The organism is Rhodococcus sp. 15-2388-1-1a (genome assembly GCF_002259145.1).
Taxonomy (GTDB): Bacteria; Actinomycetota; Actinomycetes; order Mycobacteriales; family Mycobacteriaceae; genus Rhodococcoides.
Window position 1 is genome coordinate 16561 of sequence record NZ_NPFP01000004.1, and the last position, 19432, is coordinate 35992.

Here is a 19432-nt window from a genome sequence, read left to right on the forward strand (position 1 = left end):
GTCATGGACATCGGGGTAGTGCTCCAGTGCAATCCGCCGGCGTCCCGTGTGATCGATCTGGCCAGACAGGCAGAGACACATGGGTTCTCGCACGTGTGGACGTTCGATTCGCACCTGCTGTGGCAGGAACCGTACGTCATCTACAGCCAAATTCTGGCGGCGACGAGGCGGGTGACCGTCGGTCCGATGGTCACCAATCCTGCCACCCGCGACTGGACGGTGACGGCATCGACGTTCGCGACGCTCAACGACATGTTCGGCAATCGGACGGTCTGTGGCATCGGCCGCGGCGACTCCGCGGTCCGGGCTCTGGGCGGTAAGCCGACAACGCTTGCCTCACTGCGAGAGTCGATCGAGGTGATCCGTAATCTGGCCAATGGGCGGAGCGCTCGGGTCGGTGAGACAACCGTGCAGTTCCCGTGGGCGGAACACTCGAGCCTGGAGGTATGGGTCGCGGCGTACGGGCCGAAAGCACTCGAGCTCACCGGCCAGGTGGCGGACGGGTTCATTCTGCAGCTGGCCGATCCCGACATCGCGGCGTGGACGATCGGCCGGGTCCGCGCCGCGGCCGAGCAGGCCGGTCGCGACCCCGATTCGATCTCGATCTGCGTTGCCGCTCCCGCCTACGTCACCGACGGCACCGATGCCGGGCTCGAACACGCCCGAGATCAGTGTCGTTGGTTCGGCGGGATGGTCGGCAACCACGTCGCCGATATCGTCTCGCGCTACGGCGGCGATGGCGGCGGTGTTCCACAGGCACTCACCGACTACATCGCGGCGCGCAAAGGGTACGACTACAACGAGCACGGTCGAGCCGGAAACTCTCACGCAGAATTCGTTCCGGACGAGGTGATCGACAGGTTCTGCCTACTGGGCACCCCGGCCGATCACATCGCCAAGCTGAAAGAGCTGGAGACACTCGGCGTCGACCAGTTCTCGGTGTACCTGCAGCACGACGCCAAGGCAGCGACACTCGAAGCCTACGGAGAGAGCATCATTCCGCAGATTCGGCCGAGCGTGACGGCAACGTCGTGACGGGTGTTCTCGATCAGGCTTCGGTGGTGGCAGCTACTCCAGCCGGTGCGAATCGAGGAGTGCGGCGTCCGTTGATGGCAGTGGTGGCCGTCGGCGTGTTGCTGGTGTTCTGGGAGCTGATGAAAGTGCTCGTCCCCGCGAACGGGGTGAGTGTCGCCGGAGTGCGGGTGCTCCCGCGCACCGACGACGGCGCGTTACCCCACGTGTGGTCGGTGTTGGCGGCGCTGACCGAGCCCGAGGTGAACGTCGCCGGGGCTCGCAGTGTCGGTGCCGCGATCGTGTCCAGTGGCCTGTTCACGTTCGGGCTCGCGGTACTCGGGTTCGCGCTGGGGACGGTGGTCGGGCTGGTGCTGGCGGTGGCGATGCAACGGTTCGTGTGGGTCGAGCGGTCCTTGTTGCCGTATGTGATCGTCTCGCAGACGGTTCCGTTGATCGCGTTGGCACCGCTCGTCGCCGGCTGGGGCGGGAAGATCGCCATCGGCGGGTACGCGTGGCAGCCCTGGATGAGCATCACCGTCATCGCGTCGTATCTCGCGTTCTTCCCAGTGGCAGTGGGGATGCTGCGCGGCCTGCGTGCACCCGATCGAGCAGCACTCGATCTGATGCACAGCTACGCGTCCGGATGGTGGACCACCCTGGTTCGACTGCGCCTGCCCGCCTCTGTGCCGCATCTGATTCCGGCACTGCGTCTGGCTGCTGCGGCCGCCGTGATCGGTGCCGTGGTCGCCGAAATCTCCACCGGTACGACCGGCGGTATCGGTAGGCAGATCATCGTGTTCTCGCAGCAGGCAACAGGAGACGCATCCCGCTTGTACGCAGCCGTTCTGGGCGCTGCGGTGCTCGGACTCGTGGTGACCGCACTGGTGTCGCTGCTCGATATCGCACTGGGCCGCTACGCGGGCCGTGCACCAGCGCGAAGGGCACAGACATGACCGAGCATGCGGTACTCGTCGAGGGCGTCGGCAAGACGTTCGACGGGGGAGTGACTGCGCTGGAGGATGTATCGCTCGCGATCGCCCCCGGTGAATTCGTCTCGCTCATCGGGCCTTCGGGCTGCGGCAAGTCGACGTTGCTCCGCATCGTGGCCGATCTCGAGCAACCGACGTCCGGTTCGGTATCGGTGTTCGGCCTGTCGGCACGCCGAGCCCGCGTCGAACAGAAGTACGGCATCGCCTTTCAACAGGCAGGGCTGCTCGATTGGCGCACAGTGCAATCGAACGTCGCATTGCCGCTGGAACTGCACAAGGTGCCCAAACGCGCTCGGGCAGAACGGGTTCGCGAACTGCTGGACCTCGTCGGACTCACCGATTTCGCAGAGAGATTTCCCAGCCAGCTATCCGGTGGGATGCAGCAACGAGTGGCGATCGCGCGGGCGCTCGCCCGAACACCGGGACTGTTGTTGATGGACGAACCGTTCGGGGCCCTGGACGAGATGACCCGCGAGAAGATGCAGAACGACCTACTGCGCATCGCCGAGGAGTCCGGCGCAGCAGTGGTGTTCGTGACCCACTCGATTCCCGAAGCGGTGTACCTGTCCGATCGGGTGGTTGTCATGTCCCCACGCCCGGGACGGATCGTCGACACACTCACGATCGACAGATTCGACACGAACGGGGATCCGCGCGAATCGGCGGAGTTCTTCTCGTCCATCACCGCGGTTCGTGACGCATTGCACGGCCGTACGGTTCGCAGTGCGGAACTGCGATGAAGGTCTGGTTGCCGCCGGTGGTGTTCGGTGCGGCGGCGCTCGCACTGTGGCAGTTGCTCACGGTCGTCGCCGGGGTTCCGTCGTTCCTGCTGCCGTCGCCGAGCGCCATCGCCGAGCAATTCGTGCGGAACCTCGGTAACATCGGATCGGCAAGTCTGGCAACGGGAACCAACGCTCTCGTGGGGTTGATCGCAGGGTCGGTGCTCGGTCTCCTCGCGGCAATGGCAGCGGTTCGCCTGCGGATCGTCGACGAGCTGCTCACCCCGTTGGCAGCGGGTGCCGCAGCCGTTCCGATCGTCGCTCTTGCGCCGGTGTTCAACTCGATGTTCTCCTCGACCACCGATCTACCGCGGCGACTCGTGGTGACCATCGTCGTGTTCTTCCCGGTATTCGTCAGTGCGGCAAAAGGACTGCGTCAGGTCTCGGCTGTGCACCACGACCTGATGACGTCGTATGCCGTGGGTGGTTGGCAGTTCACCCGAATCGTTCGCCTCCCGTCCGCCGTTCCGCACATCTTCACCGGCTTGCGGGTTGCGGCTCCCAATGCTGTCATTGCTGCCATCATCTGCGAGTACTTCGGTGGACTGCAGAACGGTTTGGGGTCGCGGATCACCTCCGCCGCGGCGAACACGGCCTACCCCCGGGCGTGGGCCTACGTGATGGGTGCCATCGCAGTCGGTTTGCTGTTCTTCGTGGTTGTTCTGTTGCTCGAGAAACTCGTGTCCCGGCGTCGTCCCCAGGAAAGATGGATATGAACATCACTCGAACCCCCCGACCTCTTTTCGCCGTCGTCATGGCTCTGGCGGTGGTCGCCTCGGCCTGCAGTACCACCACGACCGACACCGACACCACCGCCGACGGGGACACCACGATCAAGCTGCAACTGCAGTGGTTCAAACAGGGCCAGTTCGCGGGCTACCTCGCCGCCGTCGATCAGGGTTTCTATGCGGAACAGGGGCTGGACGTCGAAATCCTCGACGGTGGAACGGATATCGTCCCGCAAACTGTGCTCGCACAGGGGCAGGCCGATTATGCCGTCGCGTGGGTGCCGAAGGCGCTCGCATCCCGTGAAGCCGGCGCCGGCATCACCGACGTGGCCCAGATCTACCAGAAGTCGGGCACATTGCAGGTCTCGTTCAAGGATCAGAACATTGCCTCACCGGCCGACCTCCAGGGCAAGACCGTCGGAAACTGGGGCTACGGCAACGAATTCGAGCTGTTCGCCGGTATGACCAAGGCCGGGGTCAGTCCCTCCGACGTGACGTTGGTGCAGCAGCAGTTCGACATGAACGGACTGTTGTCCGGTGATATCGCCGCCGCGCAGGCGATGTCGTACAACGAGTACGCGCAGTTGCTCGAGACCGTGAACCCCGCAACCGGTGCGCTCTACACCGCAGACGATTTCGCGTCGCTGAACTGGAACGACGACGGCGTCGCGATGCTGCAGGACGCGATCTGGGCCAACACCGACAAGCTCTCCGACGAGGCCTACCAGGAGCAGACGGTCAAATTCTTGGCGGCCTCGCTGAAGGGCTGGATCTTCTGCCGAGACAACGTCGAGAAGTGCCGCGACATCACCGTCGCCGCGGGGTCCACACTGGGCGCGAGCCATCAGCTCTGGCAGGTCAACGAAGTCAACAAGCTGATCTGGCCGTCGGCGGACGGCATCGGGATGATCGACGAGGCGGCATGGCAGCAGACCGTCGACATCGCCAAGACGACGAAGAACGCCGAGGGCTCGACGGTGCTGACCGCCGATCCCGACGCCGAGGCCTACACCAACGAGTACGTGAGCCAGGCGCTGGATTTGTTGAAGGCCGACGGTGTGGATGTCACCGGGGAGTCGTACGCTCCGATGGAGGTCACACTGGAGGAAGGCGGCAAGTAGATGGATCACGTGTTCTACTCCTGGTCGGCGCAGGCCGAACTGAATCCGATCACCGTCGAGGGTGCAGAGGGGTCGTGGTTCTGGGACGACAAGGGCAAGCGGTACCTGGACTTCTCGTCGCAGCTGGTCAACGTCAATCTCGGGCATCAACACCCCGACGTCGTCGCCGCCATCGTCGAACAGGCCCAGGTTCTGACGACCATTTCTCCCACCGTGGCCAACAACAAGCGCAGTGAACTCGCCGCGTTGATCGCCGAACGTGCGCCGGGTGATCTGGACCGAGTGTTCTTCACGACCGGTGGCGCAGAAGCCGTCGAGCATGCGGTGCGGCTGGCGCGACAGCACACCGGGCGTACGAAGATGCTCGCCGCGTACCGCTCGTACCACGGTGGAACCGGAGTTGCGATCGGTCTCACCGGCGAGCCGAGGCGTTGGGGCACCGAACCGACCAACGTCGACGTCGTACGCTTCTTCGGGCCGTATCCGTACCGGTCACCCTGGGGCACAACGACTCCCGAGGACGAGACGGCTGCAGCACTGGCGCACCTGGAACAGGTCATCGTGCTCGAGGGTGCGCAGAACGTCGCCGGACTGATCCTGGAATCGGTCATCGGCACCAACGGTGTGCTGATCCCGCCGCCCGGATATCTGGCCGGGGTTCGGGCGCTGTGCGACAAGTACGGAATCGTCTACATTGCCGACGAAGTGATGGTCGGGTTCGGGCGAATCGGCGAATGGTTCGCATGCCAGGCCTGGGATGTGACACCGGATCTGATCACGTTCGCCAAGGGCGTCAACTCCGGGTACATCCCCCTCGGCGGAGTGGTCATCTCGGAGAAGATCGCCTCGCAGTTCGACCACAAAGCCTATCCGGGAGGGTTGACCTACTCCGGCCATGTGCTCGGGTGCGCCGCGGGCGTGGCATCCATCGGAGTGTTCGAGCGCGACAAGATCCTTCCGCACGTGCGTCACGTCGGCGAGGACGTACTCGGTGCGGGCCTGTCGAAGCTGGCCGAATCTCATCCGAGCGTGGGTGAGGTGCGCGGCAAGGGATTCTTCTGGGCCGTCGAATTGGTCAAGGACGGCGAGACGAAGGAACCGCTGGTGCCTTTTGCCGCGTCGGGCAAGGACGCAGCGGCCATGGGCACGGTGACCGCCGCGGCGAAGTCACGTGGGCTGTGGCCGTTCGTGGCAGGCAACCGCCTTCAGATCGCGCCCCCGCTGACGACCTCGGAGGACGAGATTCGTCAGGGACTGGAAATCCTCGACGAGGTACTGACGGTGGCGGACGGCTTCACCGTCGACGGGTGATCACAGCACCGCACCGGGGTTGAGGATGCCTGCTGGATCGAGTGCGGTCTTGATCCGGCGGGTCAGTTCCATGACGTCCTCACCCACCTGATCGGGCAGCCAAGCCTTCTTGAGGCGACCGACGCCGTGTTCACCGGTGATGGTGCCACCCAACGAAATTGCCAGATCCATGATCGCGCCGAATGCGATGTTGGCGCGCCGTGTCATGTCGGCGTCCTCGGGGTCGAAGACGATCAGAGGGTGGGTGTTGCCGTCGCCGGCGTGGGCGATGACCGCCACCAGCACGTCGTATTTCGTGGACAGCTCGGCGATTCCGTCGACCAGGGCCGGTAGTGCGGGCAATGGAACCCCGACGTCCTCGAGCAGCAGGCTGCCGAGTCGTTCGACCGCGGGAATGGCGAATCGCCTTGCGGCAGCGAAGGCCTCACCCTCATCGGGGTCGTCGGTGGTGAAAACATCCGAGGCCCCGGCCTCGGTGCACGCGGCCGCCATGATCTCGATCTCGCGACCTCGGTCGGCACCGGGGGAGTCGGACCGAGCAATGAGCATCGCGGCCGCCTCGCGATCGAGCCCCATGTTCATGGCATCCTCGACGGCACCGATGGACGCGCGGTCCATGAATTCGAGCATCGACGGCCGCAAGTTCCGGGTGATGGCCAGAATGGCGGTGGTCGCGTCGTGCACCGACGCGAACGAGGCGACCACCGTACTGGCGGGAGGTTGCGCCGGAATCAATCGAAGAGTGATCTCGGTGATGATGCCCAGCGTGCCCTCGGAGCCGACGAACAGCTTCGCAAGGGACAGGCCTGCAACGTCTTTCAGGCGTGGCCCGCCCAGTCGGACGGCGGTACCGTCGGCCAGGACGACCTCGAGACCGAGAACGTAATCGGTGGTGACTCCGTACTTCACACAGCACAGGCCGCCCGCATTGGTGGCCGCATTGCCTCCGATGGAACACATCTCGAACGAGGACGGATCCGGTGGGTACCAGAGGCCGTGTTCCGCGACGGCCTTCTTGACCTCGACGTTGAGCAGCCCGGGTTGTACGACGGCGATGCGGGTCACCGGATCGACGGTGATCTCTCGCATCAACTCGGTGGTGAGCACGATTCCGCCGTCCACGGCGGTGGCTCCGCCGGACAAACCCGATCCGGCACCGCGCGGGACGACCGCCACGTTGTGCTCGGTGGCCCACCGCATCACGGCACGAACGTCCTCGGTGGACTGTGCGCGCACGACGGCCAGCGGGGTTCCGGCGTCGGGATCCTTCGCCCAGTCGCGTCGGTAGCCCTCGGTGATGTCCGGGTCGGTGACCACCGCGCCGGGCGAAAGAAGGGATTCGAGCTCGCTCAGGCGGGCATCTGCATCGGTCGTCACCGACATCTCGGTCTCCTCACGTCGAAAATGTGACCGTCGACACCCGAGTCTGTCACGGCCGCGCGTGCGGCGGAGTCGGGGTCGGTCGACGCTCGATCACTGATTGCGTTGCAGCGTCAGTTCTGCGAGTTCGGTGGCGGCGGCGCACGGGTCGGCCGGACTGCCGCCTCGGTACTGCACCCACCAGGTGATGACGCCCGAGTACGCCGCGCTGATTCCGCACGACGACGGGTCGGCCGGTCGTCGCGACAGGAACGCTGTGGTGCCGCCAACGGCAACGTCTTCGGTGGTGTAGCCGAGTCGATCGGCCAGCTCTCGCTCACGCGAGAGTGCATCGTTCTCGAACCAGGCGAAGGTCACGTCGATGAGTCCGCCTGCACCGATCCCGGTCCACATGCACACCGCACCGTAGAAGTACTGATCGACGAGGTCTGCTCCCACCGTTTCGGCGATGGTGGGATCCGGGACGGCGATGCACTCCTCGAGCAGCTTGTCGAACTGTCCGCTGCCGCCCGATCGAGCGGGTACCGCCGTACCGGTCACGGTGGTGGTGCATCCGGTACCGACGGCCGCAGTCACGAGGACAGCGGCGAGGACGCGACGGGTGGAATCGGTGGAAGGGAACGTCGTCATCGGGCTACTTCGCCTTCGAGATCGTGGATCTGGCCAGATCTTCGACGACGTCGCAGGAGTCACGGGGGCCGTCGACCACGTAGTTGACGGACCAGTGCACGAAGCCGTCCCCGTTCTCGACCCCGGCCTCGCACGACGCGCCCGACGCTGCTGCGGTGAATCCCGGGTGTCCGTCCACATCGATGCGCTCGATGGTGCGGCCGACGGCTTCGGCCACGGAACTCTCTCGGTCGATGGGGCTGCCGCGGTACCAGGTGAACATCGCGTACGCGCCGCTCGCGGATTCCCATCGGCATCGAACAGCGTTCTCGGACACCACCGTCAGATCGGGAACGGCCGTGAGTGTCTGCACTTCCGTGTTGTCCATCGACCCGCATTCACCGACGAAGAGCTCTTCGGTCACGGGCTGGTCGGCCGTCTCGGCCGGATCCGGATCGGCTTCGGTGCCCGGTGTGTCGGAGCATCCGACCAGTACACACCCGACCGCCGCGATCAACGCTGTAACGGCCCTGGTGCGCACGAATGCGGACTCTACCCACCCTGCACGGCAGAGGGGGAGCGTTTGATAGAAGTGAGTCACATCAGTAACACCAGCCTCAGGCGTTACCAGATCGATGCGTCGCCGACACGCAAATTTGTAGTTCGCCACGCTAGCGTCCAGCGCAGCGAACCTCGCACCCCACGCGGTGCGAGTCGACAAGGAGGCTGCACCATGATCGATCCCGGAAGTGACTCCTGGAACTACGTGGCCGCGATGTTCTCGTACGAATTCCTCGGGGGCGGAATCGAATACGACACCATCGAGCGCATTCACCGAGGCGAGATCGACGAATGGGTTCAGGCGTTGACGCAGTCCGGGCTGTTCGATCGAGCAACCATCGCGCGCATTGCCGACTCGTGGCATCAGGCCCCTCGGCAGTTGTTCGACATGCTGGTGCTCGACGCGGACGAGATGACCGCCAGGCGGTGCTCGCTGGCATGGTCCTCGCTGGACCGGCTCGCACCACTTGCCCGCCTGGGCTGATGTAAGGGTCAAGTACCGAGCAACCGCGTCCCCGACGCATCGACGACGATGGCCTGTTCGTCGGTCAACCCATGACAGTCGACACCGTCCCTGCGTAGGCGCTGCACCGTAGCGTGCCCCGAATCGTTCTCGTCCAGAACAGAATTCAGATGCGGGACAATCGAGTAATCGACCAGGCCCAGTCCGATCCACACCGGATCGACACCGGTGGCGGGCCGAACCTCGCCTGGGTCGTCCGCGTCCTCGACTCCGATCAACGATGGTGCGGCCACACACGCGCCCGCGCTGTATCCGCCGTACACGATCGATCCCCGCCGAACACGCTCGGTGAGGATCTCGTCTGCACCCGAGCGGGCGAGTTGAGCGCGCAGGACGAAGGTGTTGCCCCCGCGCACCCACACCGCACCGAAGCCGTCGAGTGCGCGCTCGAATGCGGCGGGCCGACCCACGTAATCGCGCAGATCCAGCTCGGCAGGCCGGTACCCGAGCTCCCGCAGCGGACCGAACTCGCTTCGGAGCGAGGACGTGCGAGCGGCGAGGGGCCACGCGTCCGATGCGTTCGCGATGATCGCGATATCGGACGGCGGCCCGGTGAGCTCGACGAAAGCGTCGGAGTGGCCGCCGAATCGATAGGACGACAGGAACAGCTTCATGCTGTCGATTCGCCGTTCAGCCGGGCCAACCCGACGCGAACGGCGTCCGCGACACGCTCGGGCTCACTCAGGCGACGCGTCACGAACCCGGCCGCGAACCGGAAGCGATCCCGGTGCCACCGGGGCACCACGTGCAGATGCAGGTGGAAGACCGTCTGAAACGCGGCCTTGCCGTCGTTGATGACGAGATTGGCTCCGTCGGCGCGCAGGTCCGAGTGGCGCACTGCGCGCGACAGGGTGTGTCCGACGCGAAACACGTCGGCGGCCGCGTCCGGATGGGTCGAGTTCAGATCGGTGGCGTGCTCGCGCGGGACGACGAGCAGGTGTCCGCGACTGACCGGCCGGATGTCGAGAAAGGCGATCGCGTGGTCGTTCTCGAACACACGGTGCGCGGGGGCGTCGCCGGCGACGATGGCACAGAAGATGCAAGATTCCACGGTTGTCACTGTAGGGTCCGATCATCACCGATAGACCTGTATGGCGTGCATCACAATTGCTCGTCCTGTAACCGCGGAATGCCGAACGGACTCGATTCAGAACGAATCGGACTGTGTTCCGGGTTACCCGCGGTCTGTCTCCTCTGGCTACTATCAGGGACCTTGTGCCTTTGTCGCATGGGTTCGTCCACTCGTCGCACGTTCGGGACCATCGGCCGATCAGTGGACACCATTCAACGCAGGAAGACGGAGATTTGGATACATCGCAGAGCACTGAGAAGGGTTCGGGATCCACGACTGTCGTCGGTGTGGTTCGGGAATCGGGGGAGGGCGAACGTCGCGTCGCCCTGGTGCCCAAGATCGTTGCCTCCTTGACGGGTAAGGGCGTGGAGATCGTCGTCGAATCGGGTGCCGGTCTCGGCGCTCTGATTCCCGACGAGCTGTACGTCGCCGCCGGAGCGACCATCGGTGATCCATGGTCGGCGGACGTCGTGGTGAAGGTTGCGCCGCCGTCCGACGCCGAGATCGCCAAGCTGAAGTCGGGCTCGACGCTCATCGGATTCCTGGCACCGCGCAACGCGGAGAACAGCATCGGGGCGTTGAAGGCGGCCGGAGTACAGGCCTTCGCCGTCGAAGCGATTCCGCGGATCTCGCGGGCGCAGGTGATGGACGCACTGTCCTCTCAGGCCAACGTCGCCGGCTACAAGGCCGTGCTGCTGGCCGCGTCGGAGTCCACCCGGTTCTTCCCGATGCTCACCACCGCCGCTGGCACCGTCAAGCCCGCTACCGTGCTGGTACTGGGCGTCGGCGTGGCAGGTCTGCAGGCGCTCGCCACCGCGAAGCGTCTGGGCGGCCGCCCCACCGGGTACGACGTGCGACCGGAGGTGGCGGATCAGGTTCGCTCCGTCGGCGCGCAGTGGCTCGATCTGGGGATCGACGCCGCGGGCGAGGGCGGATACGCGCGTGAGCTGACCGAAGACGAGCGGGTGCAACAGCAGAAGGCTCTCGAAGAGGCCATCAAGGGATTCGACGTGGTCATCACCACCGCGTTGGTTCCCGGACGCCCCGCCCCGCGACTGGTCACGGCCGCAGCCGTCGAGGGCATGAAGCCCGGCAGCGTCGTGATCGACCTCGCAGGGGAAACCGGAGGCAACTGCGAACTCACCGAGCCCGGCGAGACGGTCGTCAAGCACGATGTCACCATCTGCTCGCCGTTGAACCTGCCGGCCTCGATGCCCGAGCACGCCAGCGAGCTGTACTCGAAGAACATCTCGGCATTGCTCGAACTCATGTTGGTCGACGGCAAGCTCGCCCCCGATTTCTCGGACGAGGTTCTCGCCGGTGCCTGCGTGACACGTGAGAAGGAGAACTGATGTACACCCCGCTGCTCGCGAACATCGCGATCCTGGTGTTGTCCGGGTTCGTCGGCTTCGCCGTGATCTCCAAGGTGCCCAACACCTTGCACACCCCGTTGATGTCGGGAACCAATGCCATCCACGGCATCGTCGTGCTCGGTGCCCTGGTGGTGCTCGGCAAGGTCGACGATCCGTCCATCGGCCTGCAGGTCATCCTGTTCGTCGCTCTCGTGTTCGGAACCGTCAACGTCATCGGTGGATTCGTGGTCACCGACCGCATGCTCGGCATGTTCAAGTCCAAGCCCGTTCCTGCCGAGGCCAAGAAGGGTGCTGACTCCTGATGGACAATCTCGTCAACATTCTCTACATCGTCGCCTTCGGCATGTTCATCTACGGCCTGATGGGTCTGACCGGACCGAAGACGGCCGTGCGTGGCAACCAGATCGCCGCGGTCGGCATGTTCCTCGCTGTCGTGGCGACGCTGATCTCCATCCGAGACACCGGCAACTGGATTCTGATCGTCGTCGGTCTGGTCGTCGGCGTTGCGCTCGGTATCCCGCCTGCTCGCCGGGTCAAGATGACCGCGATGCCACAGCTGGTGGCTCTGTTCAACGGCGTCGGCGGTGGAACCGTCGCGTTGATCGCCTGGGCCGAGTTCCTCGACACGTCGGGATTCTCGAACTTCAAGCACGGTGAATCACCGACTGTCCACATCGTCATCGGGTCGCTGTTCGCGGCGATCATCGGGTCGATCTCGTTCTGGGGATCACTGATCGCGTTTCTCAAGCTGCAGGAGACCCTGCCCGGTTCGCCCATCACCATCGGCAAATTGCAGCAGCCGCTCAACGCTCTACTGCTGATCGGCGCTGTGGCCGCTGCAGTGGTCATCGGCATCAACGCCACTCCGGGCGGAGGGGTGTCGCAGTGGTGGATCGTTGCGGTTCTGGTACTAGCCGGAATTCTCGGTCTGACGGTGGTGCTGCCCATCGGCGGCGCAGACATGCCGGTCGTCATTTCGCTGCTCAACGCTCTGACCGGTTTGTCTGCTGCGGCGGCAGGTCTGGCGCTCAACAACACCGCGATGATCGTTGCAGGCATGATCGTCGGCGCGTCCGGCACGATCCTGACCAACCTCATGGCCAAGGCCATGAACCGATCCATTCCGGCAATCGTCGCCGGTGGATTCGGCGGCGGTGACGCTGCTGCAGGTCCCGCCGGCGCAGGTGGGGGAACGGCGAAGGCCACGTCCGCAGCCGACGCTGCCATCCAGATGGCGTACGCAAACCAGGTCATCGTCGTTCCCGGATACGGCCTCGCCGTTGCGCAGGCACAGCATGCGGTCAAAGACATGGCCAAGCTGCTCGAGTCGAAGGGTGTCGAGGTCAAATACGCCATTCACCCCGTCGCCGGTCGCATGCCCGGGCACATGAACGTGCTCCTTGCAGAGGCCGACGTCGCATACGACGCGATGAAGGAGATGGACGACATCAACGACGAGTTCGCCCGTACCGATGTCACGTTGGTCATCGGCGCGAACGACGTGACCAATCCGGCTGCGCGCAACGATCCGTCGAGCCCGATTCACGGCATGCCGATCCTGAACGTCGATCAATCGAAGTCGGTCATCGTTCTCAAGCGGTCGATGTCGTCCGGATTCGCAGGTATCGAGAACCCGTTGTTCTTCGCCGAGGGCACCTCGATGCTGTTCGGTGACGCGAAGAAATCGGTTTCCGAGGTGACCGAGGAGCTCAAGGCTCTCTAGTCGCGAGCAGTCAGCAGCCTCGATGGGGCGCTCCCGTTGTTCATCACCGGGAGCGCCCCGTCTTGCGTCGAACGGCCAGCGCGGCCGTGTCGAGCGGGTTGCGGGCTTCACGGGCAGCTGCGTCGGGTGAGAAGAGCATGACGATCGAGCACGCCGGCCACCACACGAACACGATCGATGCTGCGCTCACGATCCCGGTGATGGACGCGGATCCGACGATCAGGGCGGCCGCCGCCACCGCGAGCGTCGCGACAGTTCCCAGACCGAGGATCACGGGCCGCCACGCCGCGGACGCCACCATCGATGCAGCTCCGAGCAGCGAGGCCACAGCGACGAGTTGACCGCTCGGAAGGTCTGCGGACGCCGTCGTGGCTCCCATGATCTCGCGGGCGAGCGCACTGGTCACGACGGCACCGATGGTGCAGGCGATCACCACCCCGATGCCGAACGGCAGCTTGCGTATCAGCGCCACGACCGCGAGCGCGGCCACGGCGATCAAGACGGCGGTCACATCGATCGCATCGAGTACGTGAGCGGCCACTGCCGAGCCGGGGATGGATTCCCCGAACGTCGAGGGTGCGGCGTGCGGTGCCCACATCAGGAAGATCAGCAGCAGGACCGCGGAGGCACCTGACACGGCCGCCCGCACGACGACCGCTCGCCGGCGTGGACGGCTCGAGGTGCTGGACGGCACGGCAGGCGTCTCGGCGTCGGTGGATGCGCGGATCGGTCCGGAATCCAGGCTCGGTGGAGGCATGAGTGCCACGGTGCCCGAACCGGCTGAACGCAGGATGTGAGGAACATGGGAAGCGGCTGATTCTTGCCGTGGTAACGATTCGATCACACAGCACGGTCCGAGCGGAATCATGCAGTTTCGAGTAGCGGTGGCCGCCAGTCAAATTCTCCGAGTTGGTTTGGCCGATCCATTCGGGGGCGGAAACTGGTTTGTGAGGGTGAAGCGGGCCACTGACCTGGAATGGAATCGAGTGGATCCGATCGGCGATGCTCGCATTCCTGCCGCCGAATCGCGCCCTCTGGTGGTCCTCGGTCCGCTCAGCTGGGCGTTTGTCCTTCGATTGTTCACCGTCACAGCATTTCGCAATGCGAGCTATGACTTCGTTGCAAGGCGTTGATTGGATGGGTCCATGTGTGTGACGATACTCACATAGTCCAGTTCACCCTGGGCGAGACCGTCCGAAAGGGCGTAGTTTCAGCCGCATCGGAAACCCGGATTCGGCCGTTACACCCAAATCGATAACGATCTGGAAACGGACCGTGGTGCCCGTCACAGCCCGCCGGAATCGGGTACTCGACAGCTACGGACGCCGGAAACTCGAAGGAGAAGAACATGACCGCAATGTCTCAGGGACAGCTCGACATGGTCCGCGCGTTCTTTTGCAACGAGTTCGAAGCGGATTCCCTCGACCGATCCACCGTGCCGGAGCCCACCGCCGAGGCAGTCGCCGAGTGGATCGATGCACTGACCAACAGCGGCCTCTTCGCTCCCGCCGAGGTACGCAACATCTCCTCGGTGTGGGCGGCCGAGCCGGAGACGCTGGTAGCAATGCTGATCGGCGAAGTGGACGAAATCGCCGTCAAGCGTCACGGAGCAGCGGTGCCGGCCGCAGCAGTTGCCACACCGGCTCTGATCCCCGCCTTCGTGCGCGCCAGCTGACTCGCCCCGGGCCCGGAGTCTTTCGCACCAGGGCAGGTTCCGCTTCGCTACTATCGGTCGAATTCCGATGACGGCAGTCGACAACGGTGTCGCGCGGCGAAGTGAGGGTTCTGTATGGGCGCAGTGGGACTGGACGAGGACGCAGTATCGACCTGGATCGCAGGATTGGGGATCGGCGCAACTTCGCCTCTCACCTTCCAGCGAATCGGCAACGGTCAGTCCAATCTCACCTATGCCGTGCGCGACGCCGGTGGCAGCAGCTGGGTACTTCGGCGTCCACCACTGGGGCATCTGCTGGCGTCCGCACACGACGTGGTGCGCGAACATCGAATTCTTTCCGGACTGCAGAACACGGCGGTGCCGGTTCCGAAGATGATCGCGATCACCGAGGATCCTTCGGTGTCCGAGGTCCCGCTCGTGCTGATGAGTTTCGTCGACGGGATCGTCGTCGACTCGGTGGCGGCAGCCGAACAACTCGACCCCGATCACCGACGCCGCGTCGGGCTCGGCCTCACGGTGGCACTGTCCGACATCCACCGCGTCGATCTCGACTCCTCGGGTCTGGCAGATCTGGCCAGTCACAAGCCGTACGCCGCTCGCCAACTCGCCCGGTGGACCAAGCAGTGGGAATCCTCGCGCACTCGCGACGTACCCGGTATCGATTCGCTGGCAACTCGATTGGCAGCGGGGATTCCTCCGCAGCACGAAGTGACCCTGGTACACGGAGACTTCCACCTCAGCAACGTCATCACGGCTCGCGAAGACGGTCGTGTCGCGGCGGTCGTCGACTGGGAGCTGTGCACACTCGGAGATCCGTTGGCGGACCTCGGCGGCCTGCTGGCCTACTGGCCGCAAGCCGACGACGGGGTCGCCGGTCCGTTCATGGCGTCGACTCTGCCGGGCTTTCCCACTCGGGCCGAGCTCGTCGAGTCGTATGCGCAACACACCGGGCGCGACGTCTCCGATGTCGGATTCTGGCAGGTGCTGGCGTTGTGGAAGCTCTCGATCATCGCCGAAGGTGTCATGCGCCGTATGGAAGCCGACTCGCGAAACCGGGCCGTGGCAGGCGGGCCGACCACGACGCTCATCGACGACATCGTCACCAGGGCGTTGCGTACAGCCGACGAGATCGGCCTGTAGTCGGTCAGATCGACCCGGTCCCGATCACCAGAGTCCGCGCTGCGCTCTCGATTTCGGGCGGAATCGCCACCGGTCTACGCGTTGTCCCGTCGACGTACACGTGTACGAATCGACCCTTCGCCGCCAGCTCCAACGCATCGTTGCCTGCCTCGCGGAACAACCCGAGCGAGTACACGATGCTACGGGTGCCCAGCTTCTCGACGGCCAGGCCGACCTGAAGCCGATCCGGAAAGCTCAACTCGGACAGGTAGCGGCACGAGGTTTCGGCGACGACACCGATCGCCGGCAGTGTCCGGATATCGAGTCCGGTCGTCTCCATCAACCAACCGTTGACGGCGGTATCGAAATACGCGTAGTAGGTGACGTTGTTGACGTGGCCGTAGTGGTCGTTGTCGTCCCATCGCGTCGTCACGGGCCACAGAGCCGGATAGTCCGATGCGTGCGACAACTCCGGCCCGCGGTTCACCTGATCGGTCATGAACGTGACCTTAACCAGTGGCGTCGGTAGCGGGCGTCGCCGGGGACGGACGGCGCAGGATCGCTCGGACCACCAGACCGACGACCAATGCCCAGAATGCGGAGCCGATTCCTGCGAATGTCAGGCCGGAAGCGGCGACGAGGAACGTCAGAACGGTCGCCTCTCTGTCCGATGCATGTTCGAGTGCACCGAACAGTGATGCCGCGAGAGTTCCCAACAAAGCAAGTCCGGCAACGGTTTCGACCACGCCTGGCGGGGCTGCGGCAACCAGGGTTGCCAATGCCGCGGACAGCAGCGCCAACACCAGATACGAGGAACCCGCGGAGAAGGCCGCGACCCAACGCCGCTTCGGGTCCGGATGGGCACTGGGATTCGCCGCGAGCGCAGCGCTGATCGCGGCGAGGTTGATCGTGTGCCCACCCGCGAATGCGCCCAGGACAGTGCCGGTTCCGGTGACCGTCATCGACGCCCGCCAAGGAATTCGGAAGCCGAACGACGCCATGACGGTGGTGCCCGGGATGTTCTGCGACGCCATGGTGACGATGTACAGCGGCACCGCTATACCGATCGTCGCCTGCCAGGTCCAGTGCGGAACCGTCCAGTCGATTCGAGGGATCAGATCGGACGCCGCGATGGGTGTGCCGCCGCCGATCAAGTCCGCTGCGATGACTGCAGCCGCCGCGAGGAACGCAGCGGGCACCGCCCAGCGCGCACTGAATCGAAGTACCACGAGCCAGAGGAGTACCACCGGCGCTATCCGAGCGGGTGAATCGGAGAACGCACCGACCGGTGCCGCGCACAGCGGTAGCAGCACTCCGGCCAACATCGCCTGAGCGAGTGGTACCGGAATCTTCGACACCGCAGCGCCGAGTCTGGGCCACAGGCCCGTCAGGACGATCAGCACCCCGACAGTGACGAAGGCACCCACAGCGGCGGGCCACCCTCCGACGACCACACCGGTTCCGGCGAGCAGCGCAGCGCCCGGCGTCGACCACGCCAGGGTGATGGGCTGTCGATATCTGCGTGCGAGCCACATCATGCCCACCGCCTGCGTGACACAGAGCGCCAGCAATCCCGAGGCCGCCTCGGTCGGGCTGGCACCTACTGCCCGCAGGCCCGTCAGCACGACAGCGAACGAGCTGGTGAAGCCGACCAGTGAGGCCACGATTCCAGCGCTGACAGGGGTCGAGAGTGGCGTCGGTCTGTCGGCGGCGTCGGCTGTGGTCACGACTGACGATGATGCACTGTGGGCCGTCGCCTGTCGCGTCGTTTCCCCTCGAGCCGAGTCGGCGCCACCAGTCCGTGGCCGAATGCTGTCGGGGCACCGTCGACGTGACGTAGTCTCTTGGTTGGACCGGACCAGTCCGTACCGCTGGTTCGGCGAGTGACGGAAAGGCCGGCGCAGTGGTGATGCCCGTACATCTGAGGGACAGTCAAGTCCCGAAGCACGAACAGCTTCGCGCAATTCTGTTGCACCGCTGCACCAAGGAGCTGCAACCCGGCGATCTGATGCCCAGCGAGCGAAAACTGATGGAGGACTACGGTGTCAGCCGTATCACCGTCCGCGAAGCGATCGGCCAGCTCGTCAACGACGGGCATCTGGTGCGAGTCCGTGGCAAGGGCACATTCGTGGCCAGTCGCACCGTGCAGTCTCGTTTGCACCTGGCATCGTTCTCCGAGGAGATGCGCGCGCAGGGGCTGACGCCTACCACTGTGGTGCTGTTCGCGCGGCTCGAAAGCCCCTCGGCGGCAACGACTCGTGCTCTCGGCCTGGCCGACGGAGAACAGACCTACCACGTCAAGCGTCTACGGCTGGCCGACGCCGAACCGGTCAGCGTCGACGACGCGTGGTACCGGGCTTCCCTGCTACCAGGACTGATCGAGCACGATCTGAGCAAGTCGGTGTACGAGGCCGTCCAGATCCACTACGGGTTGACCATCGACCGGGCCGAGCAGACCGTCAAAGCCACTGCGGCAGACAGTGATACCGCCACCCTGCTCGGCACCAAGCGCGGTGCCCCCGTGCTGTATTTCGACCGAGTCTCCTTCAGCGGCGACGAGCCGCTCGAACATACCGAGAGCTGGTACCGCTGCGATCGGTACCAATTGTCGATGGAAGTCGAAGGCGGGCGACGCACCCCGCAACGTCGGTGAGATCAGGGCAGCTCGAACAGAAGGTCGCCCACTGCCACGGAGTTGTCGATGCTCGCACTCGTGACCGAATCCGGCTTCGAATCCATCAACACCACCGGAACGACATCCGAGTAGCCCGCCGCCGCGATCGCTGCGGGATCGTAGGTGACGACGAGGTCGCCGGCCTCGACTCGATCGCCCTCTGCTGCAACGAGTTCGAAGCCCGCGCCCTTCATCTTCACGGTGTCGATGCCGATGTGCACCAACACGCCCGCCTTGTCCTCGGTGAAGACGACGAACGCGTGCGGGTGAAGTTTGAGGATCGTGCCCGCGACCGGTGAACGAACCTCGACGGACCCGTCGTTCGGAGCCGGGCGTAGTGCGACACCGGAGCCGACCATCTGCGCCGAGAACACCGGGTCGGGCACGTCGGCGAGCGAGATGACCTGCCCGGCAACCGGGCTGAGGATCGCCCTTGCGCTCACAGGATGTCGCCGATGTCTTCTGCGAGCGTGTCCGCTTCGGGACCGACGATGACCTGAACGGCGGTTCCCTTGTGAAATACGCCGTGGGCACCTGCTGCCTTGAGCGCCGCCTCGTTCACCAACGACCCGTCCTTCACCTCGGTGCGCAGCCGAGTGATGCACGCTTCGATCTCGACGATGTTGTCGGCACCGCCGAGGCCTTCGACGATCGCGTCCGCTTTGGACATGGAGATTCTCGCTTTCTGTCGGCTTGTATCTGTCGGGTGGATCACATGGCCGGGTTGACACGAGCCTGCCACCTGGCCAAACTACAACTGGTAATGACCGGACAGTACCCC

Annotated in this window: 23 protein-coding genes; 13 read left to right on the forward strand and 10 right to left on the reverse strand. The window is 64.7% G+C overall.

Annotated elements, in window-relative coordinates; genetic code table 11:
* Positions 1-3: 3 nt before the first annotated feature.
* From CH302_RS03275 to CH302_RS03300, 6 genes are read left to right on the forward strand one after another with little or no spacing between them, the layout of a single operon-like run.
* Positions 4-1035 carry a TIGR03842 family LLM class F420-dependent oxidoreductase gene (locus CH302_RS03275; protein ID WP_037193437.1) on the forward strand — a complete coding sequence of 344 codons (1032 nt, stop codon included), beginning with the start codon at positions 4-6 and terminating at the stop codon, positions 1033-1035.
* Entirely contained in the window at positions 1032-1967 is a 936-nt protein-coding gene (locus tag CH302_RS03280) for an ABC transporter permease (protein WP_037193435.1), read from the forward strand. Before CH302_RS03275 ends, CH302_RS03280 begins: the two co-directional genes overlap by 4 nt.
* Positions 1964-2743: an ABC transporter ATP-binding protein gene (locus CH302_RS03285; RefSeq protein ID WP_037193432.1), complete on the forward strand. Its 780-nt coding sequence runs from the start codon at positions 1964-1966 to the stop codon at positions 2741-2743. The genes CH302_RS03280 and CH302_RS03285 overlap by 4 nt, the downstream gene beginning before the upstream one ends.
* Positions 2740-3498, forward strand: a complete 759-nt coding sequence (locus CH302_RS03290) for an ABC transporter permease (protein WP_037193431.1) — start codon at positions 2740-2742, stop codon at positions 3496-3498. Before CH302_RS03285 ends, CH302_RS03290 begins: the two co-directional genes overlap by 4 nt.
* Complete coding sequence (locus tag CH302_RS03295; RefSeq protein ID WP_037193429.1) at positions 3495-4631, forward strand: ABC transporter substrate-binding protein; 1137 nt, start codon at positions 3495-3497, stop codon at positions 4629-4631. The genes CH302_RS03290 and CH302_RS03295 overlap by 4 nt, the downstream gene beginning before the upstream one ends.
* The gene (locus CH302_RS03300) at positions 4632-5942 is read left to right on the forward strand and encodes an aspartate aminotransferase family protein (protein ID WP_037193428.1); all 1311 of its coding nucleotides are present in this window, start codon (positions 4632-4634) and stop codon (positions 5940-5942) included.
* Here CH302_RS03300 and CH302_RS03305 read toward each other — a convergent pair whose 3' ends face one another.
* The 3 genes from CH302_RS03305 to CH302_RS29915 all read right to left on the reverse strand — a co-directional run bounded on the left by CH302_RS03305 (position 5943) and on the right by CH302_RS29915 (position 8472).
* Entirely contained in the window at positions 5943-7325 is a 1383-nt protein-coding gene (locus CH302_RS03305) for an FAD-binding oxidoreductase (protein WP_037193427.1), read from the reverse strand.
* A gap of 90 nt (positions 7326-7415) precedes the next feature.
* Positions 7416-7952 (reverse strand): DUF3558 domain-containing protein, encoded by a 537-nt coding sequence (locus tag CH302_RS03310; protein ID WP_037193426.1) that lies wholly within the window; start codon positions 7950-7952, stop codon positions 7416-7418.
* Between the two features lie 4 nt (positions 7953-7956).
* On the reverse strand, positions 7957-8472 hold the full coding sequence (locus CH302_RS29915) for a DUF3558 domain-containing protein (protein ID WP_037193723.1): 516 nt from the start codon (positions 8470-8472) through the stop codon (positions 7957-7959).
* A 192-nt stretch (positions 8473-8664) separates the two neighbouring features.
* Between CH302_RS29915 and CH302_RS03320 the strand changes: the two genes are divergently transcribed.
* The gene (locus CH302_RS03320; protein ID WP_037193424.1) at positions 8665-8976 is read left to right on the forward strand and encodes a hypothetical protein; all 312 of its coding nucleotides are present in this window, start codon (positions 8665-8667) and stop codon (positions 8974-8976) included.
* 8 nt (positions 8977-8984) lie between these two features.
* On the opposite strand, the gene CH302_RS03325 is transcribed toward CH302_RS03320, so the two are convergent.
* Together CH302_RS03325 and CH302_RS03330 are read right to left on the reverse strand one after the other, a co-directional pair.
* A complete protein-coding gene (locus CH302_RS03325; protein WP_037193423.1) occupies positions 8985-9629 on the reverse strand; it encodes a Type 1 glutamine amidotransferase-like domain-containing protein in 645 nt (214 codons plus the stop codon).
* On the reverse strand, positions 9626-10066 hold the full coding sequence (locus CH302_RS03330; RefSeq protein ID WP_037193422.1) for an HIT family protein: 441 nt from the start codon (positions 10064-10066) through the stop codon (positions 9626-9628). Before CH302_RS03330 ends, CH302_RS03325 begins: the two co-directional genes overlap by 4 nt.
* 254 nt (positions 10067-10320) lie before the next feature.
* Between CH302_RS03330 and CH302_RS03335 the strand changes: the two genes are divergently transcribed.
* The 3 genes from CH302_RS03335 to CH302_RS03345 are packed head-to-tail and all read left to right on the forward strand — an operon-like array spanning position 10321 to position 13183.
* Entirely contained in the window at positions 10321-11439 is a 1119-nt protein-coding gene (locus CH302_RS03335; protein WP_037193420.1) for a Re/Si-specific NAD(P)(+) transhydrogenase subunit alpha, read from the forward strand.
* Entirely contained in the window at positions 11439-11762 is a 324-nt protein-coding gene (locus tag CH302_RS03340) for an NAD(P) transhydrogenase subunit alpha (RefSeq protein ID WP_037193419.1), read from the forward strand. The genes CH302_RS03335 and CH302_RS03340 overlap by 1 nt, the downstream gene beginning before the upstream one ends.
* Positions 11762-13183, forward strand: a complete 1422-nt coding sequence (locus CH302_RS03345; protein ID WP_037193418.1) for an NAD(P)(+) transhydrogenase (Re/Si-specific) subunit beta — start codon at positions 11762-11764, stop codon at positions 13181-13183. Before CH302_RS03340 ends, CH302_RS03345 begins: the two co-directional genes overlap by 1 nt.
* 43 nt (positions 13184-13226) lie before the next feature.
* On the opposite strand, the gene CH302_RS03350 is transcribed toward CH302_RS03345, so the two are convergent.
* Positions 13227-13940 carry a hypothetical protein gene (locus CH302_RS03350; RefSeq protein WP_141216595.1) on the reverse strand — a complete coding sequence of 238 codons (714 nt, stop codon included), beginning with the start codon at positions 13938-13940 and terminating at the stop codon, positions 13227-13229.
* A gap of 591 nt (positions 13941-14531) precedes the next feature.
* Here CH302_RS03350 and CH302_RS03360 point away from each other — a divergent pair.
* Positions 14532-14858 (forward strand): hypothetical protein, encoded by a 327-nt coding sequence (locus CH302_RS03360; protein ID WP_052047890.1) that lies wholly within the window; start codon positions 14532-14534, stop codon positions 14856-14858.
* Positions 14859-14972: 114 nt separating this feature from the next.
* Entirely contained in the window at positions 14973-15998 is a 1026-nt protein-coding gene (locus CH302_RS03365) for a phosphotransferase family protein (RefSeq protein ID WP_037193415.1), read from the forward strand.
* 4 nt (positions 15999-16002) lie between these two features.
* Here the strand turns inward: CH302_RS03365 and CH302_RS03370 are convergent, their stop codons facing one another.
* Positions 16003-16476, reverse strand: a complete 474-nt coding sequence (locus CH302_RS03370) for an acyl-CoA thioesterase (protein WP_052047889.1) — start codon at positions 16474-16476, stop codon at positions 16003-16005.
* Positions 16477-16486: 10 nt separating this feature from the next.
* Positions 16487-17704 carry a benzoate/H(+) symporter BenE family transporter gene (locus tag CH302_RS03375; RefSeq protein WP_037193414.1) on the reverse strand — a complete coding sequence of 406 codons (1218 nt, stop codon included), beginning with the start codon at positions 17702-17704 and terminating at the stop codon, positions 16487-16489.
* A 182-nt stretch (positions 17705-17886) separates the two neighbouring features.
* Here CH302_RS03375 and CH302_RS03380 point away from each other — a divergent pair, with 182 nt between their 5' ends.
* The gene (locus CH302_RS03380; RefSeq protein ID WP_170945949.1) at positions 17887-18630 is read left to right on the forward strand and encodes a GntR family transcriptional regulator; all 744 of its coding nucleotides are present in this window, start codon (positions 17887-17889) and stop codon (positions 18628-18630) included.
* Between the two features lie 2 nt (positions 18631-18632).
* Here CH302_RS03380 and CH302_RS03385 read toward each other — a convergent pair whose 3' ends face one another.
* Positions 18633-19094: a PTS sugar transporter subunit IIA gene (locus tag CH302_RS03385; RefSeq protein WP_037193412.1), complete on the reverse strand. Its 462-nt coding sequence runs from the start codon at positions 19092-19094 to the stop codon at positions 18633-18635.
* Positions 19091-19327, reverse strand: coding sequence for a glucose PTS transporter subunit EIIB (locus CH302_RS03390; RefSeq protein WP_255137311.1), 237 nt, complete (start codon positions 19325-19327; stop codon positions 19091-19093). The genes CH302_RS03385 and CH302_RS03390 overlap by 4 nt, the downstream gene beginning before the upstream one ends.
* Between the last annotated feature and the right edge of the window lie 105 nt (positions 19328-19432).

Coding starts and splice junctions, on each gene's coding strand:
- CH302_RS03350 (WP_141216595.1), bottom strand. CDS start 13,940: ATGCCTCCACCGAGCCTGGATTCCGGACCGATCCGCGCATCCACCGAC.
- CH302_RS03325 (WP_037193423.1), bottom strand. CDS start 9,629: ATGAAGCTGTTCCTGTCGTCCTATCGATTCGGCGGCCACTCCGACGCT.
- CH302_RS03345 (WP_037193418.1), top strand. CDS start 11,762: ATGGACAATCTCGTCAACATTCTCTACATCGTCGCCTTCGGCATGTTC.
- CH302_RS03290 (WP_037193431.1), top strand. CDS start 2,740: ATGAAGGTCTGGTTGCCGCCGGTGGTGTTCGGTGCGGCGGCGCTCGCA.
- CH302_RS03275 (WP_037193437.1), top strand. CDS start 4: ATGGACATCGGGGTAGTGCTCCAGTGCAATCCGCCGGCGTCCCGTGTG.
- CH302_RS03300 (WP_037193428.1), top strand. CDS start 4,632: ATGGATCACGTGTTCTACTCCTGGTCGGCGCAGGCCGAACTGAATCCG.
- CH302_RS03285 (WP_037193432.1), top strand. CDS start 1,964: ATGACCGAGCATGCGGTACTCGTCGAGGGCGTCGGCAAGACGTTCGAC.
- CH302_RS03305 (WP_037193427.1), bottom strand. CDS start 7,325: ATGTCGGTGACGACCGATGCAGATGCCCGCCTGAGCGAGCTCGAATCC.
- CH302_RS03310 (WP_037193426.1), bottom strand. CDS start 7,952: ATGACGACGTTCCCTTCCACCGATTCCACCCGTCGCGTCCTCGCCGCT.
- CH302_RS03365 (WP_037193415.1), top strand. CDS start 14,973: ATGGGCGCAGTGGGACTGGACGAGGACGCAGTATCGACCTGGATCGCA.
- CH302_RS03380 (WP_170945949.1), top strand. CDS start 17,887: ATGCCCGTACATCTGAGGGACAGTCAAGTCCCGAAGCACGAACAGCTT.
- CH302_RS03340 (WP_037193419.1), top strand. CDS start 11,439: ATGTACACCCCGCTGCTCGCGAACATCGCGATCCTGGTGTTGTCCGGG.
- CH302_RS03370 (WP_052047889.1), bottom strand. CDS start 16,476: ATGACCGATCAGGTGAACCGCGGGCCGGAGTTGTCGCACGCATCGGAC.
- CH302_RS03295 (WP_037193429.1), top strand. CDS start 3,495: ATGAACATCACTCGAACCCCCCGACCTCTTTTCGCCGTCGTCATGGCT.
- CH302_RS03360 (WP_052047890.1), top strand. CDS start 14,532: ATGACCGCAATGTCTCAGGGACAGCTCGACATGGTCCGCGCGTTCTTT.
- CH302_RS03320 (WP_037193424.1), top strand. CDS start 8,665: ATGATCGATCCCGGAAGTGACTCCTGGAACTACGTGGCCGCGATGTTC.